Below are 20740 nucleotides of genomic sequence, written 5' to 3'. Positions count from 1 at the left end.
CGCGCAAACCCATCCGGCAATCCGGGGAGCGCTTCTCAATGCGCGCCAGCCGCTTGACATCCGCCCGGCGGGAAACGACGCTAGCGGGCGATGCCGTCAACGTCGTCGTCCGGATACCGCCCGTCATGCGCCTCTCCGTCGTGGTCCTAGCCTCCGCCTGCTGGCTGGCCGCCATTCACGCCGCAAGCGCGAGCGCGAGCGCGCCGGTCAGACTGGACGACCCATACACCAACGAAGGTGAAACGCAGACCTTCACCGTCAACGCGGACGGCTCGTATGTGAAGCTCGACTCGATGACGCTGCGCGTCAACAACGAAGCCGGCGTCGAGCGGGTCGCGCAGCAGTACGTCTGGTTCAACCGCGACATGGCCGACGTGCAGATCCTCGAGGCCTATACCCTCACCGTCGACGGCAAGCGTCACGACGTAGCGGCAGAGCAGATCCGCGACGTGCAGGAAGCCCGCTCATTCGACGCACCAATGTTCCAGGACATCGAGGAGAAGGTGATCGTGTTCCCCGCAGTCGAACCGGGCGCGCGCGTGCATCTGACGTACCGCAAGACGCAGCGTCAACCGATCGTGCCGGGCGAATTCAGCGACTTCACGCCGCCCGATCTCGCACCGACGCGCAACTTCCGCGTGATCTACGACCTGCCCGCCGACAAGCCGCTGTACACGGACGCGCGCGGCTTCAGCGCGGTCACGCCGGTGACGCGCGACGGCCGCACGCGCTACGAATTCCGCTACGACAAGGCGCATTTCGAGCGGCTCGAACGCGGCTCGGTCGCGTACGTGTCGTACGGTGATCGGCTGATGGTGTCGACCTTCGCGAGCTATGCCGCGTTCGCCGCGTCCTATCGCGGCTCCGCGGCGGACCCGGGCACCCACGACGCCGCGATCGCCCAGCTCGCGCAACAGCTGACCGCGCACGATCGCACACCGCACGACAAAGCCAAAACGCTGTACGACTGGGTTCGCCGCACTATCCGCTATGTCGCGATCTACGTCGGACGCGGCTCCGTCGTGCCGCACAGCACCAGCGCGATCCTCGCGAACCGCTATGGCGATTGCAAGGACCATGTCGCGCTCTACGGCGCGCTGCTCGACGCGGTCGGCGTGCGCAACGAGCCGGCGTTGATCAGCAGCGGCACGATCTACACGCTGCCGAGTGTGCCCGGCTACGGCGTCATCAATCATGCGATCACGTGGCTGCCCGATTTGCAGATGTACGCGGATTCGACCGCATCGAACGTCGAATTCGGTTTTCTGCCATCGTCCGACATGGACCGTCCGACCGTGCTGATCGGCGACGGCATGCTCGCGCAAACTCCCGCCACCGCGCAGATGTCACGCAGCACCGACCTCGCGATCAAGATCGAACCGGATGGCTCGGCCAGCTTCACGTATCGGCTGCAGGATGCGGGACCGCACGCCGAGCAGGCCCGCGCGCGGCTGCGCAGGCAAACGCCCGCGCAGCGCGAGGAATCGATCCAGGCCGAGCTGCGCAACGCGAATCTGCGCGGCACCGCGACGCTGACGACGAGCGACCTCAACGCGGCCGACGGCCCGCTCACGCTGACGATGAAAGGCACGCTCGAAAGTCTCGTGGTGACCGGCATGACGGCGTCGATTCCGGCGCTGACGAGCCTCGGCGGCGGCGTCGAGGCCGACACGCGCTACTGGCTCGGCGAACGCAAGCGCACGCAGCCGTTCGTGTGCCACAACCTCGCGATCCACGAACACGCGCGCATCGAGCTGCCCGCCAATTTCCGCCTGCTCGACATGCCGGAGGCGCAGCGCACCCAGGACCGCTTCGTCGATTTCACGTCGCAATACGCGTTCGATCCGCACAGCAACGTGGTCACGATGACGCGCGACGGCGCCACCCATTTCGACAGCGACGTGTGCACGCCCGATGACTTCACGCGCATGCGTCCCGCGATCGAAGCAATCGGGCGGGACGTGCGCGCGGAGGTCATCGTCAGATCGACGTTGGTGGAGTCGTCGAATATGGCGTCGCAGGCGCCTTGAACGTCAAACCGGCCACAGCGGCCCTTCCTGCATCGCGCCGATCTGCTCGCGCATCTCGAGGATGCGCTCCTCCCAGTAGCGCTGCGTGTTGAACCACGGAAACGCGGCCGGAAACGCCGGGTCGCTCCAGCGGCGCGCGAGCCATGCCTGATAGTGAATCAGCCGCAACGTGCGCAGCGCTTCGACCAGATACAGCTCACGCGGCTCGAAGTCGCAGAAATCCTCGTAACCGGCGAGCAGATCGGCCAGCGCGCGCGACGCCTCCGCGCGCTCGCCCGGCAGCAGCAGCCACAGATCCTGAATCGCGGGAGCCATGCGGCTGTCGTCGAAATCGACGAAATGCGGGCCCGCGTCGGTCCACAGCACGTTGCTCGGATGACAGTCGCCGTGCACACGAAGCGTGCGAATCTCGCCGGCCCGCTCGAACGCGCGCGCGACGCCTTCGAGCGCGAGATTCATCACGGTTTCCCACGCGGTGCGCACGTCGTCTGGCACGAAACGGTGCGCGAGCAGGAAGTCGCGCGGCTCGTAGCCGAACGTGTCGATGTCAAGCGTGGGACGTTCCGCGTAGTCCTGCGTCTGCCCGATCGCATGAATGCGTCCGATGAAACGCCCCAGCCATTCGAGCGTGTCGCGCCGGTCGAGATCCGGCGCGCGACCGCCGCGCCGCTCGAAGACCGAGAAGCGGAAACCGTCGAACGTATGCAGTGTGCGGCCGTCGAGCAAGCGCGCGGGCACGGCCGGAATCTCGCGCGCGGCAAGCTCGGCGACGAACGCGTGCTCTTCGAGAATCGCGGCATCGCTCCAGCGCTCGGGACGATAGAACTTCGCGACCACGGGCGGACCGTCTTCGACGCCGACCTGATACACGCGGTTTTCGTAGCTGTTGAGCGGCAGCAGGCGGCCGTCGGTGCGCACGCCGGTCGTCGCGAGCACGCCGTCGAGCGCATCCAGCACGGTTTCCGGCGTAAGCCGCGCAAACGGCACGGCGCCATCGGCGCCAGCCTCGGGATCGAAATTGTCGGGAATGGTGTCGTTCATGCCCCGCATTGTGCGCCGCGCCGCGGGTAAAGACGAGGGCGACGACTCGCAATGCGTGGTTGCATCGTTAGAAACGTGCACTGATTGGCGACGCGCGCAGTGGATCGACGCGCGCATCGACCGGCACGATGCTGGCGAGTCGGCCTTACCTCACAGCATCGCTACAGCCCGCACTTGCGTGTCAAACAACGGGAATGAGCAACCAGTCAGCCTGTCGCTCAATGCGTCTGCGCGCCGGCCGGACGTATCAGGTCGCCGGTATCGATCAGATCTTCGAGGAAAAAGGGTTCAGTGTTGAGCTGCGGCGATGCGCCGGGCTCGCCGGCGTACCACGCCACCATCGCCATGTCGCCAAGGATGCGCATGACGATTCCGCGCGCGCCTTGCGGCACGGCGATATGTACCGATCGGACGATGGAACCGACTTCCATGATATTTCCCCGCTTCCCTTAGCCGGCTTTATGACTTCACGCCGGTCGAGGTGATGATAAAAACGCCGCTTCGCTTGGCGTTGCGTGCGCACCTGATCTGCCGCGCGCGTGGCGCATGAGAGGTTCGAGTCATTGTTCCCGCATTGCGGGGCTTTGGGAAGCGCGCACGAAAAGCTTTCACCAGTCGTTTGGCGCTATCCCCATTACGTTGCGCATGGCCGATGATCTCGGCGTCAGACGCCGTAATGAAGATCATCATAAACCCTGCGGGGGGAGACATCAAAAACGTGCATTGCCAGAACGATCTGCCGGATCCGGGCGCCGCGCAGCAAAAAGCGGCAACGCGTTCACGCTCGATATCGTCGATCGCATCAAAACGATGATGTGCGTGCATCGGTGCAGGGCGTATTGTGTGAAGCGCTGATCGCCGCGTGCCCGACGGGCCTGAAGAACCCGCTGTTCCTGCTGTCCCTCGGCAACTGGCGCGCGACGCTGATCATCGCGGTATCGATTCCGTTGTCGATGATCACGTCGATCATCGCGTTGTCCGCGCTCGGCCAGACGATCAACATCATGACGCTCGGCGGGCTCGTGCTCGCGGTCGGGATTCTCGTCGACGATGCGACCGCCGCCATCGAAAACATCAACCATCAGCTCGAACAGGCGATTCACGACAGCGCGCATCAGATCGCGATTCCGACGCTCGCGTCGACGCTGGCGATCTGTATCGTGTTCGTGCCGATGTTTCTGCGATGCGCTCTCGCATCCGTCGACGTCCACTTCGGGCTCCGCGCCGGCGCCGATCAGCGAAGCCGCGGTTCGCGGCTAGCGCGAGAAGGGCGCGCGGCATGCTGCTGCGCGTGACGCGCCGGGTTTTCAGCGTATTCTTAACACTTTGAGCGTTTCCATCACCGCCGTGTCGGACATCCCCTATCTCGAACGCGGCTCGCGCGCGTACTGGCGTGCGAGCGTCGCGCTGCTGTTCGCCGGCTACGCGACATTCTCTTTGCTCTATTGCGTGCAGCCGCTGCTGCCGTCGTTCTCCGAAGCGTTCAATGTGACACCGGCACAAAGCAGTCTGTCGCTGTCGCTGTCGACCGCCGCGCTCGCGCTCGCGACCTTCGTCGCGGGATTCGTCTCCGAGGGTTGGAGCCGGCACAAGCTGATGACGCTGTCGCTGACGGTGTCGGCGGTGCTGACGATCGGCGTATCGGTCGCGCCGCACTGGCATCAGCTGCTCGTGTTGCGCACGCTCGAAGGGCTCGCGCTCGGCGGCGTGCCGGCCGTCGCGATGGCTTATCTCGCCGAGGAAGTGCATCCCGACGGCCTCGGCCTCGCGATGGGCCTCTATGTGGGCGGCACGGCGATCGGCGGCATGGCCGGGCGGGTGATCACCGGCGTGGTCGCGGATCTGTTTTCGTGGCGTGTCGCGATCGGCACGATCGGCGTGCTCGGCCTGCTGTCGATGCTCGCATTCCGCGGGCTGCTGCCGCCGTCGCGCCATTTCGTGCCGCGCCGCGGACTCAGCTTCGCGCATCACCGCACGTTGCTGCTGCGGCAATTTACCCGACCGGGCCTGCCGTTGCTGTTCCTGCTCGCCTTCGTGCTGATGGGCAGCTTCGTCACGCTGTACAACTACATCGGCTACCGGCTGCTCGCGCCGCCGTATCGGCTGAATCAGACCGAGGTCGGCGCGATTTTCATCGTCTATCTGACTGGCGTGGTCGCGTCGCCGTGGTCCGGCCGCATGGCCGACACGTTCGGCCGCGCGCGCGTGCTGATCGCGAGCCTGCTGTTGATGGTGTTCGGCCTCGCGCTGACGATGCTGCATCCGCTCGCGGCCATCGCGACCGGGATCGCATGCGTGACGTTCGGATTCTTTGCCGGGCACTCGGTCGCGAGCGGCTGGGTCGGGCGTCTGGCAAAAGACGCGAAAGGCCAAGCCGCGGCGCTGTATCTGCTTGCGTACTACATCGGCTCGAGCCTGGTCGGCTCGTATGGCGGCCACGCGTGGGCCGCTCATGGCTGGAACGGGGTCGTCGGGTTGGTCGCTGCGTTGCTCGTGATCGGGCTGTTCGCGGCGACACGCCTGCGCGGACGCGAATAGCGAAAGGGGTCTGTCGCGCTGCGCGGTTCAATGACGGGGAGCCGCACGCAATCACCCGCTGCGCATGGATCGGCGGCAAAACGAAAGGCGTGCGTAAGCGATCGTTTCATCTATTTCGCCATGTTTTGTTGCGCCGCGCCAACCGCCGCACGGCCCGCGGCGCGGGGGTTCAGCAGCTTGCGAATAAGCGCCGACGCGCAAGCTCGCGGCGTCGCGCTCCGTCATCGGTCTCCTATACTCGATTGGCGCACGGACGCCGCATTATTTGAAGGCGCGGCCTCTGCTGGAACGACATAGCAACCATCCTGCATGGGAGGAGACAAAAAATGACGTACTTTACGATCGGCGATTTCATTCTGATCATTCCGATGGCGCTGGCGGGCGCGCTATTCGTCGGCGCGCTGCCCTGCAAGACCGAGTTGCGACATAACGGGCTGCGTGTGCTGGGCGCGCTGATCGGTGTGATGTGCGCGGTGGCGCTGGTCGAGGGTCTGCCGGCGCTCGTGTAGCGGCGCGGCGAAGCACCAATTGAAAAGCCGCACGCGACGCGTGCGGCTTCGTTTTGCCTTTTTCCGTCCGCCTGTTGCGCGGACGCTCCGTCACGCGATCAGATCGCCTGATCCGTCGACGGCTTCTCCCACAGGTTGATCCCGCCTTCGGTCGCATAACGATCGATCTCGGCGAGTTCGTCGGCCGGGAAAGCGAGATTCTTCAGCGCGCCGACGTTCTCACGCACCTGCTCCGCGCGGCTCGCGCCGATCAGCACCGAAGTCACTCGCGCATCGCGCAACGCCCACGCGAGCGCCATCTGCGCGAGACTCTGACCACGCCGCTGCGCGATGTCGTTGAGCTTCCTCACGTGCTCGATGTTCTGCGGGTTCAGATGCTCGTCTTTCAGCGAACCGCCGCCCGGCTTGTTGACGCGCGCATCGGCCGGCACGCCGTTCAGGTACTTGCCGGTCAACAGCCCCTGCGCGAGCGGCGTAAATGCGATCGCGCCCGCGCCGAGTTCGTCGAGCGTACCGAGCAGGTCGTGTTCGATCCAGCGGTTCAGCATGTTGTACGACGGTTGGTGGATCAGGAGCGGCACCTTGTATTCGGCGAGCAGCTTCGTCATTTCGCGCGTCTTCGCCGACGAGTACGACGAGATGCCGATATACAGCGCCTTGCCCTGCTGCACCGCGCTCGCGAGCGCGCCCGCGGTTTCCTCGAGCGGCGTGTGCGCGTCGAAGCGATGCGAATAAAAGATGTCGACGTAATCGAGGCCCATGCGCTTCAGGCTCTGATCGAGACTCGCCAGCACGTACTTGCGCGAGCCGCCGCCCTGTCCGTACGGACCCGGCCACATGTCCCAGCCCGCCTTCGACGAAATCAGCAGTTCGTCGCGATACGGTTTGAAATCGTCCTTGAACAGACGGCCGAAATTGGTTTCCGCGCTGCCATACGGCGGCCCGTAGTTGTTGGCCAGATCGAAGTGGGTGATGCCGAGGTCGAACGCGGTGCGCAGGATGTCGCGCTGCGTCGAGATCGGCGTGGTGTCGCCGAAGTTGTGCCATAGGCCTAGCGACAGCGCCGGCAGTTTGAGACCCGATTTGCCGCAGACGCGGTATTGCATGTCCGAATAGCGTTCTGAAGCTGCTTCGTAAGCCATTGCTAGTGTCCTTGTCGATGAGATCGCCCGACGATTGCGGGCGTGAGGATTCGCGCGTTGTGAGAGGCGTACTGCTTGGGAGATGGATTGTCGTAGTGTCGTTGCGGTGCGGCCAGACCGCTATGTTAGCCAAACGACGCGGCGCTTGCAGGCACCCAGTATGCAGGATGGACGAGCGCGCACGGCTCACCTACACTCTGGCCGGTCAAGTTGATGGGAGGTGCAGATGACGAAAGCGATTTCGATCGCGCTGATTGTCGGCGGTATCGTGCTGCTGTATTTCGGCGGGCAGGCGTTCAATTCGGTGAGCAGCGACGTGTCGCGCTTCTTTACCGGTTCGCCGAGCAACAAGGCGATCATGCTGATCGTCGCGGGTGTGGTGGCGACGCTCGCCGGACTGACGGGAATCGCATTGTCGGGGCGCAAGCGCTGAGCGTTAGCGCGAGGCCCGCGACGAAAGAACCTAGAACGCGATCTCGGGCTTCGCCGCCGAGCGCGTGCCGGGCAGCGGCACATTGCTGACGCCGTGATAGGTGAACACCAGAGAGAACTTCACCTGGTCGCTCAGATTCTTGCCGGCCGAGTGCAGCGTGTTGCAATGGAAGAACACGACGTCGCCGGCCTTCAACTCGGGCGACACCGCGGTGCGGATCGCGGCCTCGTTCTCCGAGAGATCCGTGCGGAAAAATTTCGCTTCGTCGAAACGCTCGGACGTGAAGGCGGCGCTGTGCGATTGCGGCACGAACCATAGCGCGCCGTTATCGACGGTTTCAGGGCCGACCGCGAGCCACACCGACACCAGATCGTCGCGCTCGAACGACCAGTAGCGCGCGTCGCGATGCCAGCCGGTCAGGCTGCCGTACGCGGGGTGCTTGGTCATCATGCAGTTGTGATGCGCGCGCGACAGTCGCGGCTCCTCGCCGAAATACAGCTCCATCCAGCCGCGGATTTCCGGCGCGGTCGCCCATTGCGCGAATGCCGGGTGACGACCGTACGCGTCGAGGAGACGCCGCACCGTGTGTCCACCCGGCGCATCCTTCGATGACGGCGCGCCCGGATACTGCAGATCCGCTTCGAATTCGATCGGTGCCGCCGTTTCCTGCAGCTGCTGCTGCGCGATTTGCTTAAACTCGTCGCAACGCTCGGGCGACACGAGTCCTGGCACGACGACAAAACCCTGCTCCCGCAACGCTTGAATCTGCTCTTTCTTCGAATGGAGTGACATGGTGCTCCGTTACTGTCGACTAACTGATGTTCGATTGTAAAACGGGCGCGATCGGGGTGCGTTGTTTCGCGGAGCGCGCGGGATGGCATCCGCGACGATGCGACCGAGGGAAAACCCAGTTCGCAGGGTAATAACGGACTTTCTGACGTCACGATTCCCCTGTAGCCTTCACGCATGTCGATCGTCGCTGATGCACTTTTCTTCAGGGCGCGGGCCGAGAGAGCCCATTCCCAACGATTCTCCACGTTGTACGTTCGCTGCGTTGTGCGCCGTGTTTCGCGTCGCGATCCGCCGCGCCATGATCCGCGCCGAACTGCCGGCTTTCAGGCCGTTCATTGCAACCCCGTCATTGGCACATATGGTGCTTTTTGTCCGTGCCCATCCGGTGCACGCGCCGACGTGCGGTACATTGCCTAATTGTGAAGCCATGCATACTCTTTTGAGCACCCGTCTTACCCGCGCCGCGCTGAAAGCGGCGCGTCCCGCGCGCCGCCATATGATGCGAGCGCTGCGCCACCATGCCGCGCGCACTCGCGCGCTCGGCGAGCAGTGGCGCGACGCGAAGGCCGTCGAAGGCTTCCGCACCTGGTTCCATACGTTCTTCTCGGCGCTGCGCCAGCAGAGCGGCACGCGCCGTCTGTCGCTGCGTACGCTGCTGCGCAAACCGACACCGTTGCACCTCGCGGTCGCGAAACGCGCGCCGGCGGTGCGCACGCCCACGAGCCGTCGGCCGCGTCGGCTGTCGACGAGCAGTAGCGGATGGTTCGCGTTTGTGTTCGCGAGCCGGTGAAGTCGCTGAACGTGAGTTGCGCGGGGAGCGGCCAAGCCGCTGAACTGCTGCCGGCTGGCGGTTTACCGCACGGCCGAGTTCGCGAACCGTAAGTCCTCGCGCACACCGCCTCCCTCGAAGGTGCGCGCGCAGCGCGCGTCGTTGCGCCTTCAGACAAAGAAAAAACCCCGCCCGGCTCACGCCGGCGGGGTTTTTTGCAATCAGGCAGCAATCAGCTCGCGCTTATTCGGCGAGCGCCGCGACCGGCTCCGTGCCTGCCGCTTCGGCGAGTGCGAGCGCCTTGTCGGTGGCTTCCCACGTGAATTCCGGCTCTTCGCGGCCGAAGTGACCATACGCGGCGCTCTTCTCGTAGACCGGGCGCAGCAGGTCGAGCATCTGGATGATGCCCTTCGGACGCAGGTCGAAGTGCTGACGCACGAGTTCCGTGATCGTCGCATCGGACACGCGGCCCGTGCCGAACGTGTTGACCATCACCGAGGTCGGCTGGGCGACGCCGATCGCGTACGACACCTGGATCAGGCAGCGCGACGCGAGACCCGCGGCCACGACGTTCTTGGCGACGTAACGGCCAGCGTAAGCCGCCGAGCGGTCGACCTTCGACGGGTCCTTGCCCGAGAACGCGCCACCGCCGTGCGGTGCCGCGCCGCCGTACGTATCGACGATGATCTTGCGGCCCGTCAGACCGCAATCGCCCTGCGGACCGCCGATCACGAAGCGACCGGTCGGGTTGACGAGGAACTTGATGTCACCCTTGATCAGCTCGGCCGGCAGCGTCGGCTTGATCACTTCCTCGATCACCGCTTCGCGCAGCGTGTCGAGCTCGATGTCCGGCGAATGCTGGGTGGACAGCACGACGGTGTCGATCGAATGCGGCTTGCCGTCGACGTAGCGCACGGTGACCTGCGATTTCGCATCCGGACGCAGCCAGGGAAGGCGACCGTCGCGGCGCAGATTTGCCTGACGCTCGACCAGACGGTGCGACAGGTGGATCGGCAGCGGCATCAGTTCCGGCGTTTCCTCGCACGCGTAACCGAACATCAGGCCCTGGTCGCCCGCGCCTTGATCGAGGTTGTTGTCGTGCGCGCGGTCCACGCCCTGGGCGATGTCCGGCGACTGCTTGTCATAGGCGACGAGCACCGCGCAGCCGCGGTAGTCGATGCCGTAGTCGGTGTTGTCGTAGCCGATGCGCTTGATCGTGTTGCGCGCGATCTGGATGTAGTCGACGTTCGCGGTGGTGGTGATTTCACCGGCCAGCACGACGAGACCCGTGTTGCACAGCGTTTCGGCCGCGACACGCGAGTACTTGTCTTGAGCGAGGATGGCGTCGAGGATCGCGTCCGAGATCTGGTCCGCGACCTTGTCGGGATGGCCTTCGGAAACGGATTCGGAAGTGAAGAGATAGTCGTTTGCCACGTTGCAGACTCCTATTTAGTGGTTACGGTTGCGTTCCACGTAGCCGACTTCGGGAGTCTGAAGCGGCGACGCTTTAGCGGATTACCTGACCGATGGACGCATCACCATGGAAACCATGGACAGCACCCGCCGGCTTCGCCCCGCAAGTTGTCTATTAACTCGGCGAAGCACTTATTATAGCGACTTCCCTTGAATGTCACAGAGTTCAACGCGTGCGGCATCACGTCAATTTTTCCGTTGTCCACCATTTCGCCCCCTGCAGCGCCGCCCACGTGGAGGTTGCATGCTGAGCCGCTACGGCGCGAAGCTCGCGATCGGGCTGCTCAAACTCTTTGCGCTGTTGCCGTATGGATCCGTCGCCCGTCTCGGCGACGGGCTCGGCTGGTTGCTCTACCAGATCCCGAGCCGCCGCAGGCGCATCGTTCATACGAATCTGAAGCTGTGCTTCCCCGACTGGAGCGACGAGCGCCGCGAGGACGTCGCGCAGAAGCACTTCCGTCACGCGATCCGCAGCTATCTCGAGCGCAGCGTGCAGTGGTTCGGCTCGGCGAAGAAGCTCGAGAAGCTGATCCAGCTCGACAGCGCGATCGACCTGACCGACCCGAATCTGCCGCCCACATTGTTTCTCGGCTTTCATTTTGTCGGCATCGAGGCCGGTTCGATCTTTCTGAACTACTCGCTCAAGCGCCAGTGCGGCTCGCTCTATCAGCCGATGTCGAACCAGCAGTTCGAGCAAGTCGCGAAAGCGGCGCGCGCGCGTTTCGGCGCGGACATGGCGAGCCGCGCCGACAGCGCGCGCATCGTGCTGCGCTGGCTGCGTGAACGCAAACCGGTGATGCTCGGCGCGGACATGGACTACGGCGCGCGCAATTCGACGTTCGTGCCGTTCTTCGGCGTGCCGACCTGCACGCTGACTGCCGTCGGCCGTCTTGCGAAGGTCGGGCACGCACAGGTCGTGCCGTTCATCGGCGAAGTGCTGCCGAATTACAAGGGCTACCGGCTCAAGGTCTTCAAACCGTGGGACAACTATCCAACCGGCGACGATGACATCGATGCACGACGCATGAATGAGTTTCTCGAACAGCAGATTCCGCTAATGCCCGAGCAGTATTACTGGGTACACAAGCGGTTCAAGACGCGGCCGCCGGGGGTGCCGGGCGTGTATTGACGGTGGCGCTGAGACCCTTGCCCGCCATACCGTTTCGGATGTGCCAACGTGTATCATCTGCTATTGGTCCAGCACGGCTCGAACGGGTGACTCGCCCGAGAGCCGGTGAGGCCGGATTTTCGGCTTCGCCCGCACGCGCGAAGCCCTACGCAGCAACGGATACACGGAAAACGTGAAGCTCAAATTCACCAAAATGCAGGGCGCGGGCAACGACTTCGTCGTGCTCGACGGCTACACCCACCCGGTCAACCTGACCACGGCTCAGGTTCGCGCGCTCGCGAACCGCCATTTCGGCGTCGGCGCCGACCAGTTGCTGCTGGTCGAAAAGCCGACCGTCGAAGGCGTCGATTTCAGATATCGCATCTTCAATTGCGACGGCGGCGAGGTCGAGCACTGCGGCAACGGCGCGCGCTGCTTCGTCAAGTTCGTGCGCGAGCGCGGCCTCACCGACCAGCGCAGCGTGCGCGTGCAAGTCCAGAAAGGCACGATCACGCTGACGATGCAGGACAACGGTGAAGTGATCGTCGACATGGGCACGCCCGTTTTCGATCCCGAACTCGTCCCTTTTGCGACCAAGGGCCTGCAAGGCCGCCGCGAAGGCGCGGACACGCCCTGGCCGCTCGACGTGAACGGCACGACGCGCTGGATGTCGGTGGTGTCGATGGGCAATCCGCACGCGGTGCAGGTCGTCGACGATGCCGAGGCGTTCCCGGTGCTCGTCGAAGGTCAGGCTATCGAGCGGCACACGCGCTTCCCGCAGCGGGTCAACGCGGGCTTCATGCAGATCGTCAACCGCAACGAGATCAGACTGCGCGTGTATGAACGCGGCGCTGGCGAAACGCTCGCGTGCGGCACCGGCGCGTGCGCGGCGGTCGCGGCCGGGATCCGGCGCGGGCTGCTGGATTCGCCGGTGCTCGTGCACACCCACGGCGGCGACCTGACCATCACGTGGGACAGCGCGCAGCCAGGCGCGCCGCTGCTGATGGCCGGCCCCGCCGCCACCGTCTTCGAAGGGGAGATCGAGTTGGCCGACGAAGCGTCGAGCGCATCCCCAGACTCGTCGCATCGCAATCCGTCCAGCCCGGCCGCCGTGGCGTCCTCCGTCTAACTCATTGACCGATGCGCCGCCGTGAGGCGGTCGTCCCGTCGTCCTCTAGCCGAAACCATGAACGATCGCGAAGTCGCCGAATACCTGCTCGCCAATCCCGAATTCTTCGTCGAACACGCGGAAACGCTCGCGACGATCCGGCTCGCGAACCCGCACGGCAAAGCCGCCGTGTCGCTGCAGGAGCGGCAGATGGAGATGCTACGCGACAAGAACAAGCATCTCGAACGGCGTCTCGCCGAGCTGCTGCGCTACGGCCACGAGAACGACAGCATCGCGTCGAAATTCAACCGCTGGACCATCCGCGTGATGGCCGGGCGCGATCCGCACGCGCTGCCACGCACGATCGCCGGCGGTCTGCGCGACATCTTCGATGTGCCGCAAGCGGCGCTGCGCGTGTGGGACGTCGCTGAGCCGTATGCACAAGCGGACTTCGCGCGCCACGTGAGCGAGGAAGTGCGGATTTTCGCGGGCAGCCTGAGCACGCCATACTGCGGCGCGAACACCGGCTTCGAGGCCGCGCAGTGGCTCGCGCATGCGGCGGGCGCGTCCAACGGGGCGGCTAACCCGGCGACCAGCGCGGCAACGAGCGCGACCGGCGACGACGCATCGAGCGAGACGGTGCAGACCACCGAATCGATCGCGCTGCTCGCGCTGCGCGACCCCGAAGGTGGCGAAGACGCGCCGACGTTCGGCCTGCTCGTGATGGGCTCATCCGACCCGCGACGCTTCCACGAAGGCATGGCCACCGATTTCCTGACGCAGATCGGCGCGCTCGCGAGCGCCGCGCTGAGCCGGCTGCTGCCGCGCTAAGCCTCGCCACGCAACCTCACCGCCTACCGTGACCGCCGCCGACCCGATCGCCGCCTACCTGTCGCATCTCGAGCATGAGCGGCGGCTGTCGGCGCACACGCTGCGCGGTTACACGCATGAGCTGGCGGAGCTCAAGCAGCTCGCCAAAGGTCGATCGCTCGAAAGTCTCACCGCCGTCGACATTCGCGGCGCCGTCGCGCGCGCGCATGCGGGCGGCCTCACCGCGCGGTCGATCGGCCATCGGCTATCGGCATGGCGCGCGTTTTATCGCTGGCTCGCGGGCCACGTCGAGCTGCTGGCCAATCCGGTCGCCGCGGTGCGCGCGCCAAAGCAGGCGAAAACGCTGCCGAAGGCGCTTTCTGTCGACGACACCGCGCGCCTGATGGACAACCCGCCCGCCGACTCGCCCGAAGCTCTGCGCGATCACGCGATACTCGAGCTGTTCTACTCGTCGGGCCTGCGCCTCGCCGAGCTGGTCGGCCTCGACGTGCGTTTCGCCGACGTCGACGGCTATCGCTCGGCCGGCTGGCTGAAGCTCGATTCCGGCGAAGTCGAGGTGCTCGGCAAAGGCAACCGGCGCCGCGTCGTGCCGGTGGGCAGCAAGGCGGTCGCTGCGCTGAACGCATGGCTCCCGGTGCGCGAACGGATGGTCCGCCACGATCCGCATCCGCTGTTCCTGTCGACGCGCGGCAACCGCTTGTCGCCGAACGTCGTGCGCGAGCGCGTGAAGCGCGCGGCGCTCGCGGCCGGCATTCCGGCCAACGTGCATCCGCACGTGCTGCGCCATTCGTTCGCGACGCACGTGCTGCAGTCGAGCGGCGATCTGCGCGCCGTGCAGGAACTGCTCGGCCACGCGAGCATCACCGCGACGCAGGTTTATACGGGCCTCGATTTCCAGCACCTCGCCCACGTCTACGACAGCGCGCATCCGCGCGCCAAGAAACGCAACGGCTCACGCGACTGACGCCGCGCGTCACCACGCGCCGCTTTCGCTTGCACTTTACCGACATCTGATGAATACCGTTACGCTCAAACCATCGAAGGAAAAATCGCTGCTGCGCCGCCATCCGTGGGTCTATGCCAACGCGATCGAGCACGTCGACGGCCGCCCCGCGCCCGGCGCGACCGTGCTCGTGCGCGCGCACGACGGCCGTTTTCTCGCGCGCGCCGCCTACAGCCCGCACTCGCAGATCCGCGCACGCGTATGGAGCTTCGACGAAGCCGAGCCGATCGATCACGCGTTCTTCAAGCGCCGCGTGCAGCGCGCGTTCGCGCATCGTCAGGCGATGGTGCGCGACACCGGCGCCGTGCGGCTGATCTTCGGCGAGGCGGACGGTCTGCCGGGCCTGATCGTCGACTACTACGTCGCCGAGGACGCGGATCAGCGCAGCCAGATCGTCTGTCAGTTCATGGCGGCTGGCGTCGAGGCGTGGAAGGATGCGATCGTCGCCGCGCTGGTCGGCGCGACCGGCTGCCCGAACGTGTACGAGCGCTCCGACGTGTCGATCCGTCAGAAAGAAGGGCTCGAGCAGATCACCGGCGTGCTTGCGGGCGAGCCGCCGTCGGAGAAGCTGGTCGCGAGCGAAAACGGCGTGCGCTATCACGTCGACGTGCGCAATGGCCACAAGACCGGCTTCTATGTCGATCAGCGCGATAACCGACTGCTCGTGCAGCAGTTCGCGAAAGATCGCGACGTGCTGAACTGTTTCTGCTACACCGGCGGCTTTTCGCTCGCGGCGCTCAAGGGTGGCGCGAAGCGCGTGGTGTCGGTCGATTCGTCGGGTGAAGCGCTCGCGCTCGCACAGCAGAACGTCGCGGCCAACGGCTTCGATGCAGACCGCGCGAGCTGGCTCGACGCCGACGCGTTCAAGACACTGCGGCGCCTCTACGACGAAGGCGAGCGCTTCGACCTGATCGTGCTCGATCCGCCGAAATTCGCACCGTCGCGCGAGCACGTGGACCGCGCCTCACGCGCGTACAAGGACATCAATCTGACGGGCCTGAAGCTGCTGCGCCCGGGCGGCTTGCTATTCACCTACTCGTGTTCGGGCGCGATCGATCCCGAGCTGTTCCAGAAGATCGTGTCGGGCGCCGCCGCCGACGCGCGCGTCGATGCCCGCATCCTGAAGCGGCTTGGCGCGGGCGTCGATCATCCGCTGCTCACTGCGTTCCCCGAAGGGGAGTATCTGAAGGGGCTGCTGTTGCAAATCGCCTGATCGCCCTTATTTTGTCGGTGATTGCGCGTGCCGGCCGCGGCAGCGGTCATCGTCGGCGCACGCGGCCATGACCCGGCCGCAGCCCAAGCGCCCCTGCGCCCGCCTGGCAAATATGTTTCAATAACCGGCTAGACACGGCCGCGCCATCCGGCTGCGGCGGCCGGCCCAACGCATCTGGCTAGCATTGCTCTAGCGTTCGATCACGCACCGTTTCACGACTTACAGGCGACCCACATGATTCCAGTCACCATCCTGACCGGCTTTCTCGGCAGCGGCAAAACCACTCTGCTCAAGCGCATCCTGAACGAAAAGCACGGCATGAAGATCGCCGTCATCGAGAACGAGTTCGGCGAAGAGAACATCGACAACGAGATCCTCGTGCAGGACACGAGCGAGCAGATCATCCAGATGAGCAACGGCTGCATCTGCTGCACGATTCGCGGCGACCTGTCGCGCGTGCTCAACGATCTGGCCGCGAAGAAGCAGGCGGGCGAAGTGGACTTCGACCGCGTCGTGATCGAAACCACCGGCCTCGCGAATCCGGGCCCGGTCGCGCAAACCTTCTTCATGGACGACCAGATCGCGAGCGAATTCCTGCTCGACGCGATCATCACGCTGGTCGACGCGAAGCACGCGAACCATCAGCTCGACGAGCACGAAGTGGTGCAGCGCCAGGTCGGTTTCGCGGACCGGATGTTCATCACGAAGGCCGATCTCGTCGACGAGCAGCACGTGGGCGATTTGCGCCACCGTCTGCTGCACATGAACCCGAAGGCTGCGATCAAGGTCGTCAATTTCGGCGCAGCGGACATCAAGGAAATTTTCGATCTGCGCGGCTTCAACCTGAACTCGAAGCTCGAAATCGATCCAGACTTCCTGAGCGAAGACGAACACGCGCACAGCCACGCGCACGCGCACGACGAGCACGGCCACACGCACACGCACGGCGATCATGACCACGATCACGCCAACTGCGATCACGACCACGGCCATTGCGATCACGAAGGCCACGATCATGGGCATCACCACCGTGCGTATCACGACGACAAGATCAAGTCGTTCGTATACCGCAGCGACCGTCCGTTCGATCCGAACAAGCTCGAAGACTTCCTCGGCGGCATCCTGCAGATCTACGGCGAGCACTTGCTGCGCTACAAGGGTGTGCTGTACATGAAGGGTGTCGATCGCAAGGTCGTGTTCCAGGGCGTGCATCAGATGATGGGCAGCGACCTCGCCGCGAAATGGCAGCCGGCCGAGAAGAAGACCAACAAGATGGTGTTCATCGGCATCGAACTGCCGCGCGACCTGATCACCGACGGTCTCGACGCCTGCCTCGCCTGAAGCGAGCGCAGCGCTGCGGCGCAAGCCCGCGGGAAAGCTCATGGCATGCCGCGCGCTTCGCGGCATGCGCCGTGCTGCTGCATTGTGCCGAGACGCCCGCCGCCAGGTGCGCGGGGCGTGAATCCTCTGCTGAAACAGCGACGCCGCGGCGGGCGACCGTTCGACAGCAGGCCATATGAAAAACGCGTGAAAACCCTGCTGTATTAAAGCGTGCACGACCATCGCTTTTTGGCTTGGTGCGCGTTATATTTTCGGGATATCGCAGCGCCGCAGGCCGGCTTTCAGCAGATGCGGCGCCGGATTGTGATTCAGTTACAATACGTGCCCACTGGGAGAATGACAACGAATTGCCCGGTCGCGCGTATCCCGCGACGGGCCTGAAACGGCGCCGGAAAATCTTGTCCGGAGACGCGCCGAAAACGCCGGCGGGCACGGCCTGAAAGGGCACGCGCTAGTCGGCGAGCGATGCCTCAGGAGCATTTGAGAATCGGTTTCCAGAGGAGTTCGGCCCCGCAGCGGCGTAGCTAGCAACGTCCGGCGTGTGGGCGCCAGGCGCTTCGGCGTCACGACAGCCCAACGTTCGTGGCCACCCTGCGCTGCGCGTCCGCGCGACGCGTTTGCGGGCAATACGAAAGTGCGGGCCCTATGAGTTTTGCCTCACATTGAAGAAGTAAGCCAGATGACGACGAAACGACTCTTGACCGAAGCCGAAATCCTGAAGATGAGCGACAAGGATTACATGAATGAGGATCAGCTCGCCTTCTTCAAGAACAGGCTCGAACAGTTGCAGGCGGACATTCTCCGCAATGCCGGCCAGACGACCGAGAATCTGCGCGAAACGGTCATCGTGCCGGACCCGGCCGATCGCGCAACGATCGAGGAAGAGCATGCGCTGGAGCTGCGCACGCGCGACCGCGAGCGCAAGCTGCTGAAGAAGGTTCAGCAATCGATCGCGCGAATCGAGGCGGGCGACTACGGCTGGTGCGAGGAAACTGGCGAGCCGATCGGCATTCCGCGTCTGCTCGCGCGGCCCACGGCCACGCTGTCGCTCGAAGCTCAAGAGCGCCGTGAATTGCGCCAGAAGCTGTTCGGCGACTGATTAGCTGCGGCGCGGCTTCGGCTCAGCGCCCTCAAAACGCTGCTTCGTCGAGAGGCGCACGGTGAACCGTGCGCCTTTTCTTTTTGCGCGACATTCGCGCATGCTCCGACTTCCGTCCCGCCCCGCCGTCGCTTTCCGCCTCTGTTCTCAGGCCCCTGAGCGGATTTTCAGTTTTTCGTCCTATGCCTTCCGGCGGATCTTGATATGACCGCGCGCGCCCTAAAATAGATCCGAGATGCGCTCACGAGCGCGCCAGCGTGCGCGCCGTCCGCTGACTGGATTCATGCGGTAGCGCGCAGCGCTACCGCGTCCTACCCGTTTTGCAAAGAGGAACGCATATGGAGCAATTTCACGGCACGACGATCGTTTCCGTGCGCCGCGGCAACAAGGTCGCGCTCGGCGGCGACGGCCAGGTGACGCTCGGCAACATCGTCATGAAAGGCGGCGCGAAGAAGGTCCGGCGCATCTACAACGGCAACGTGCTGGTCGGCTTCGCCGGCGGCACGGCGGATGCGTTCTCCCTGCTGGACCGCTTCGAGGCGAAGCTCGAGAAACATCAAGGCAATCTGACGCGCGCGGCCGTCGAGCTCGCGAAAGACTGGCGCACCGACCGCATGCTGCGTCGTCTCGAAGCGATGCTGATCGCCGCGGACGCAACCACCACGCTCGTCATCACCGGCAATGGCGACGTGCTCGATCCCGAAGGCGGCATCTGCGCGATCGGCTCTGGCGGTGCGTACGCGCAGGCGGCCGCGAAGGCGCTCGCCGACAACACCGAACTGTCGCCGCGCGACATCGTGGAGAAGTCGCTGGAAATCGCCGGCGACATGTGCATCTACACGAACCATAACCGCGTCGTTGAGACGATCGAGTAAGGACCCATCGATGAGCACCATGACCCCCGCCGAGATCGTCTCCGAACTCGACAAACACATCATCGGCCAAGGCCGCGCGAAGAAAGCCGTGGCCGTCGCGCTGCGCAACCGCTGGCGCCGTCAGCAGGTCGACGAACCGCTGCGCCAGGAAATCACGCCGAAGAACATCCTGATGATCGGACCGACCGGCGTCGGCAAGACCGAAATCGCGCGGCGTCTCGCGAAGCTCGCGGACGCGCCGTTCATCAAGATCGAAGCGACCAAATTCACCGAAGTCGGCTACGTGGGCCGCGACGTCGACAGCATCGTGCGTGACCTGATGGAGATTTCGGTTAAGCAGACTCGCGAAACCGAAATGCGCAAGGTGCGGACCAAGGCGGGCGACCAGGCCGAAGACCGCATTCTCGACATCCTGCTGCCGACCGCACGGCCGGTCGGCTTCGGTTCGAGTTCGAGCTCGACCGACACCGCCGATGAAGGCAGCACGACGCGTCAGACGTTCCGCAAGCGCCTGCGCGAAGGCCAGCTCGACGACAAGGAAATCGAGCTCGACGTCGAGCAGCCGCAGGTCGGCATGGACATCATGGGGCCGCCGGGCATGGAAGACATGACCGAGCAGATCCGCTCGATGTTCGCGAACATCGGCGGCGGCAAGAAGACGCGCCGCAAGATGAAGGTCAAGGAAGCGCTGAAGGTCCTCACCGACGAAGAAGCCGGCAAGATGCTGAACGACGAGGAGGTGAAGAGCAAGGCGGTGCAGAACGTCGAGCAGAACGGCATCGTGTTCCTCGACGAAATCGACAAGATCGCGTCGCGCAACGAAGCGGGCGGCGGCGAAGTGTCCCGTCAGGGCGTGCAGCGCGACCTGCTGCCACTGGTCGAAGGCACGACGATCAACACCAAGTACGGCATGGTGAAGACCGATCACATCCTGTTCATCGCTAGCGGCGCGTTCCATCTCGCGAAGCCGAGCGATCTGATCCCGGAACTGCAGGGGCGCTTCCCGATTCGCGTCGAACTCGATTCGCTATCGGTCAAAGACTTCGAATCGATCCTCGTGTCGACGGATGCGAGCCTCGTCAAGCAATACCAGGCCCTGCTCGCGACGGAAGACGTGCACCTCGAATTCGCCGACGATGGCATCCGCCGTCTCGCCGAGATCGCGTACTCGGTCAACGAGAAGACCGAGAACATCGGCGCGCGGCGTCTTTATACGGTCATCGAAAAGCTGCTCGAGGAGGTGTCGTTCTCGGCCGGCAATCATTCGGGCCGTGCCGTGCAAATCGACGCGGCGTATGTCGATCGCGCATTGAGCGAAATCGCGCAAGACGAGGATCTGTCGCGCTACGTGCTGTGATCTGTGCGGTGATATCACCAGCCACTGAGGTCTGAAAAACGGGCTGCCTTTTCAAAGGCAGCCTGTTTTGTTTTGTGC

At 64.4% G+C, this 20740-nt stretch carries 21 protein-coding genes and 1 pseudogene; 15 read left to right on the top strand and 7 right to left on the bottom strand.

The genetic code is table 11. The features are described 5' to 3' along the window. Positions 1–125 precede the first annotated feature (125 nt). Positions 126–2030: a DUF3857 domain-containing transglutaminase family protein gene (locus OKW43_RS14415; RefSeq protein WP_429448025.1), complete on the top strand. Its 1905-nt coding sequence runs from the start codon at positions 126–128 to the stop codon at positions 2028–2030. A gap of 3 nt (positions 2031–2033) precedes the next feature. Here the strand turns inward: OKW43_RS14415 and OKW43_RS14410 are convergent, their stop codons facing one another. The 3 genes from OKW43_RS14410 to OKW43_RS14400 all read right to left on the bottom strand — a co-directional run bounded on the left by OKW43_RS14410 (position 2034) and on the right by OKW43_RS14400 (position 3761). Continuing rightward, positions 2034–3080, bottom strand: a complete 1047-nt coding sequence (locus OKW43_RS14410) for a serine/threonine protein kinase (RefSeq protein WP_376776248.1) — start codon at positions 3078–3080, stop codon at positions 2034–2036. A gap of 209 nt (positions 3081–3289) precedes the next feature. After that, entirely contained in the window at positions 3290–3502 is a 213-nt protein-coding gene (locus OKW43_RS14405; RefSeq protein WP_187632316.1) for a hypothetical protein, read from the bottom strand. A gap of 28 nt (positions 3503–3530) precedes the next feature. Continuing rightward, complete coding sequence (locus OKW43_RS14400; protein ID WP_187632317.1) at positions 3531–3761, bottom strand: hypothetical protein; 231 nt, start codon at positions 3759–3761, stop codon at positions 3531–3533. A 54-nt stretch (positions 3762–3815) separates the two neighbouring features. Between OKW43_RS14400 and OKW43_RS14395 the strand changes: the two are divergent. From OKW43_RS14395 to OKW43_RS14385, 3 genes and pseudogenes are all read left to right on the top strand, one after another. Continuing rightward, positions 3816–4267, top strand: a pseudogene (locus tag OKW43_RS14395) (efflux RND transporter permease subunit); the annotation flags it as partial. A gap of 130 nt (positions 4268–4397) precedes the next feature. Further along, positions 4398–5609: an MFS transporter gene (locus OKW43_RS14390; protein ID WP_429448022.1), complete on the top strand. Its 1212-nt coding sequence runs from the start codon at positions 4398–4400 to the stop codon at positions 5607–5609. Between the two features lie 326 nt (positions 5610–5935). Beyond that, positions 5936–6118 carry a hypothetical protein gene (locus tag OKW43_RS14385; protein WP_187632318.1) on the top strand — a complete coding sequence of 61 codons (183 nt, stop codon included), beginning with the start codon at positions 5936–5938 and terminating at the stop codon, positions 6116–6118. Positions 6119–6216: 98 nt separating this feature from the next. Here the strand turns inward: OKW43_RS14385 and mgrA are convergent, their stop codons facing one another. After that, positions 6217–7260, bottom strand: coding sequence for an L-glyceraldehyde 3-phosphate reductase (gene mgrA / locus OKW43_RS14380; protein WP_187632319.1), 1044 nt, complete (start codon positions 7258–7260; stop codon positions 6217–6219). 226 nt (positions 7261–7486) lie between these two features. Between mgrA and OKW43_RS14375 the strand changes: the two genes are divergently transcribed. After that, entirely contained in the window at positions 7487–7693 is a 207-nt protein-coding gene (locus tag OKW43_RS14375) for a DUF3185 family protein (protein WP_027199413.1), read from the top strand. 30 nt (positions 7694–7723) lie between these two features. On the opposite strand, the gene OKW43_RS14370 is transcribed toward OKW43_RS14375, so the two are convergent. Together OKW43_RS14370 and OKW43_RS14365 are read right to left on the bottom strand one after the other, a co-directional pair. Further along, positions 7724–8485, bottom strand: coding sequence for a phytanoyl-CoA dioxygenase family protein (locus OKW43_RS14370; RefSeq protein WP_187632320.1), 762 nt, complete (start codon positions 8483–8485; stop codon positions 7724–7726). Between the two features lie 168 nt (positions 8486–8653). Continuing rightward, positions 8654–8821 carry a hypothetical protein gene (locus tag OKW43_RS14365; protein WP_187632321.1) on the bottom strand — a complete coding sequence of 56 codons (168 nt, stop codon included), beginning with the start codon at positions 8819–8821 and terminating at the stop codon, positions 8654–8656. Positions 8822–8912: 91 nt separating this feature from the next. Between OKW43_RS14365 and OKW43_RS14360 the strand changes: the two genes are divergently transcribed. After that, the gene (locus tag OKW43_RS14360; RefSeq protein ID WP_187632322.1) at positions 8913–9275 is read left to right on the top strand and encodes a hypothetical protein; all 363 of its coding nucleotides are present in this window, start codon (positions 8913–8915) and stop codon (positions 9273–9275) included. 222 nt (positions 9276–9497) lie between these two features. Here the strand turns inward: OKW43_RS14360 and metK are convergent, their stop codons facing one another. Then, positions 9498–10688: a methionine adenosyltransferase gene (gene metK / locus OKW43_RS14355; RefSeq protein WP_187632323.1), complete on the bottom strand. Its 1191-nt coding sequence runs from the start codon at positions 10686–10688 to the stop codon at positions 9498–9500. A 283-nt stretch (positions 10689–10971) separates the two neighbouring features. Between metK and OKW43_RS14350 the strand changes: the two genes are divergently transcribed. From OKW43_RS14350 to hslU, 9 genes are all read left to right on the top strand, one after another. Next, the gene (locus OKW43_RS14350; RefSeq protein ID WP_187632324.1) at positions 10972–11856 is read left to right on the top strand and encodes a lipid A biosynthesis lauroyl acyltransferase; all 885 of its coding nucleotides are present in this window, start codon (positions 10972–10974) and stop codon (positions 11854–11856) included. Between the two features lie 172 nt (positions 11857–12028). Then, positions 12029–12964 carry a diaminopimelate epimerase gene (gene dapF, locus OKW43_RS14345; protein WP_429448018.1) on the top strand — a complete coding sequence of 312 codons (936 nt, stop codon included), beginning with the start codon at positions 12029–12031 and terminating at the stop codon, positions 12962–12964. A 57-nt stretch (positions 12965–13021) separates the two neighbouring features. Next, positions 13022–13774 (top strand): DUF484 family protein, encoded by a 753-nt coding sequence (locus tag OKW43_RS14340; protein ID WP_429448016.1) that lies wholly within the window; start codon positions 13022–13024, stop codon positions 13772–13774. 28 nt (positions 13775–13802) lie between these two features. Next, positions 13803–14738 carry a tyrosine recombinase XerC gene (gene xerC / locus OKW43_RS14335; RefSeq protein ID WP_187632327.1) on the top strand — a complete coding sequence of 312 codons (936 nt, stop codon included), beginning with the start codon at positions 13803–13805 and terminating at the stop codon, positions 14736–14738. Positions 14739–14787: 49 nt separating this feature from the next. After that, positions 14788–15990 (top strand): class I SAM-dependent rRNA methyltransferase, encoded by a 1203-nt coding sequence (locus OKW43_RS14330; protein WP_429448014.1) that lies wholly within the window; start codon positions 14788–14790, stop codon positions 15988–15990. 234 nt (positions 15991–16224) lie between these two features. Then, positions 16225–17331, top strand: coding sequence for a CobW family GTP-binding protein (locus tag OKW43_RS14325; RefSeq protein ID WP_187632329.1), 1107 nt, complete (start codon positions 16225–16227; stop codon positions 17329–17331). Between the two features lie 679 nt (positions 17332–18010). Then, positions 18011–18430: an RNA polymerase-binding protein DksA gene (dksA, locus tag OKW43_RS14320; RefSeq protein WP_008923580.1), complete on the top strand. Its 420-nt coding sequence runs from the start codon at positions 18011–18013 to the stop codon at positions 18428–18430. Between the two features lie 338 nt (positions 18431–18768). Beyond that, the gene (hslV, locus tag OKW43_RS14315; RefSeq protein ID WP_187632330.1) at positions 18769–19305 is read left to right on the top strand and encodes an ATP-dependent protease subunit HslV; all 537 of its coding nucleotides are present in this window, start codon (positions 18769–18771) and stop codon (positions 19303–19305) included. Between the two features lie 10 nt (positions 19306–19315). After that, the gene (hslU, locus tag OKW43_RS14310) at positions 19316–20662 is read left to right on the top strand and encodes an ATP-dependent protease ATPase subunit HslU (protein WP_429448011.1); all 1347 of its coding nucleotides are present in this window, start codon (positions 19316–19318) and stop codon (positions 20660–20662) included. The last annotated feature ends 78 nt before the right edge of the window (positions 20663–20740 follow it).

Source organism: Paraburkholderia sp. WC7.3g, from assembly GCF_050436345.1.
GTDB classification, from domain to species: domain Bacteria; phylum Pseudomonadota; class Gammaproteobacteria; order Burkholderiales; family Burkholderiaceae; genus Paraburkholderia; species Paraburkholderia podalyriae.
The sequence above is the reverse complement of the archived record's forward strand: the minus strand, read 5'-3'. Positions and strand labels throughout refer to the sequence as shown.

Excerpts from the sequence above, each read along its gene's own strand:
- OKW43_RS14325 (WP_187632329.1), top strand. The coding sequence starts at position 16,225 with ATGATTCCAGTCACCATCCTGACCGGCTTTCTCGGCAGCGGCAAAACC.
- OKW43_RS14350 (WP_187632324.1), top strand. The coding sequence starts at position 10,972 with ATGCTGAGCCGCTACGGCGCGAAGCTCGCGATCGGGCTGCTCAAACTC.
- OKW43_RS14415 (WP_429448025.1), top strand. The coding sequence starts at position 126 with ATGCGCCTCTCCGTCGTGGTCCTAGCCTCCGCCTGCTGGCTGGCCGCC.
- OKW43_RS14330 (WP_429448014.1), top strand. The coding sequence starts at position 14,788 with ATGAATACCGTTACGCTCAAACCATCGAAGGAAAAATCGCTGCTGCGC.
- OKW43_RS14370 (WP_187632320.1), bottom strand. The coding sequence starts at position 8,485 with ATGTCACTCCATTCGAAGAAAGAGCAGATTCAAGCGTTGCGGGAGCAG.
- OKW43_RS14365 (WP_187632321.1), bottom strand. The coding sequence starts at position 8,821 with ATGAACGGCCTGAAAGCCGGCAGTTCGGCGCGGATCATGGCGCGGCGG.
- hslU (WP_429448011.1), top strand. The coding sequence starts at position 19,316 with ATGAGCACCATGACCCCCGCCGAGATCGTCTCCGAACTCGACAAACAC.
- mgrA (WP_187632319.1), bottom strand. The coding sequence starts at position 7,260 with ATGGCTTACGAAGCAGCTTCAGAACGCTATTCGGACATGCAATACCGC.
- OKW43_RS14340 (WP_429448016.1), top strand. The coding sequence starts at position 13,022 with ATGAACGATCGCGAAGTCGCCGAATACCTGCTCGCCAATCCCGAATTC.
- OKW43_RS14375 (WP_027199413.1), top strand. The coding sequence starts at position 7,487 with ATGACGAAAGCGATTTCGATCGCGCTGATTGTCGGCGGTATCGTGCTG.
- OKW43_RS14385 (WP_187632318.1), top strand. The coding sequence starts at position 5,936 with ATGACGTACTTTACGATCGGCGATTTCATTCTGATCATTCCGATGGCG.
- OKW43_RS14400 (WP_187632317.1), bottom strand. The coding sequence starts at position 3,761 with ATGATGATCTTCATTACGGCGTCTGACGCCGAGATCATCGGCCATGCG.
- dksA (WP_008923580.1), top strand. The coding sequence starts at position 18,011 with ATGACGACGAAACGACTCTTGACCGAAGCCGAAATCCTGAAGATGAGC.
- OKW43_RS14405 (WP_187632316.1), bottom strand. The coding sequence starts at position 3,502 with ATGGAAGTCGGTTCCATCGTCCGATCGGTACATATCGCCGTGCCGCAA.
- hslV (WP_187632330.1), top strand. The coding sequence starts at position 18,769 with ATGGAGCAATTTCACGGCACGACGATCGTTTCCGTGCGCCGCGGCAAC.
- OKW43_RS14410 (WP_376776248.1), bottom strand. The coding sequence starts at position 3,080 with ATGCGGGGCATGAACGACACCATTCCCGACAATTTCGATCCCGAGGCT.
- OKW43_RS14360 (WP_187632322.1), top strand. The coding sequence starts at position 8,913 with ATGCATACTCTTTTGAGCACCCGTCTTACCCGCGCCGCGCTGAAAGCG.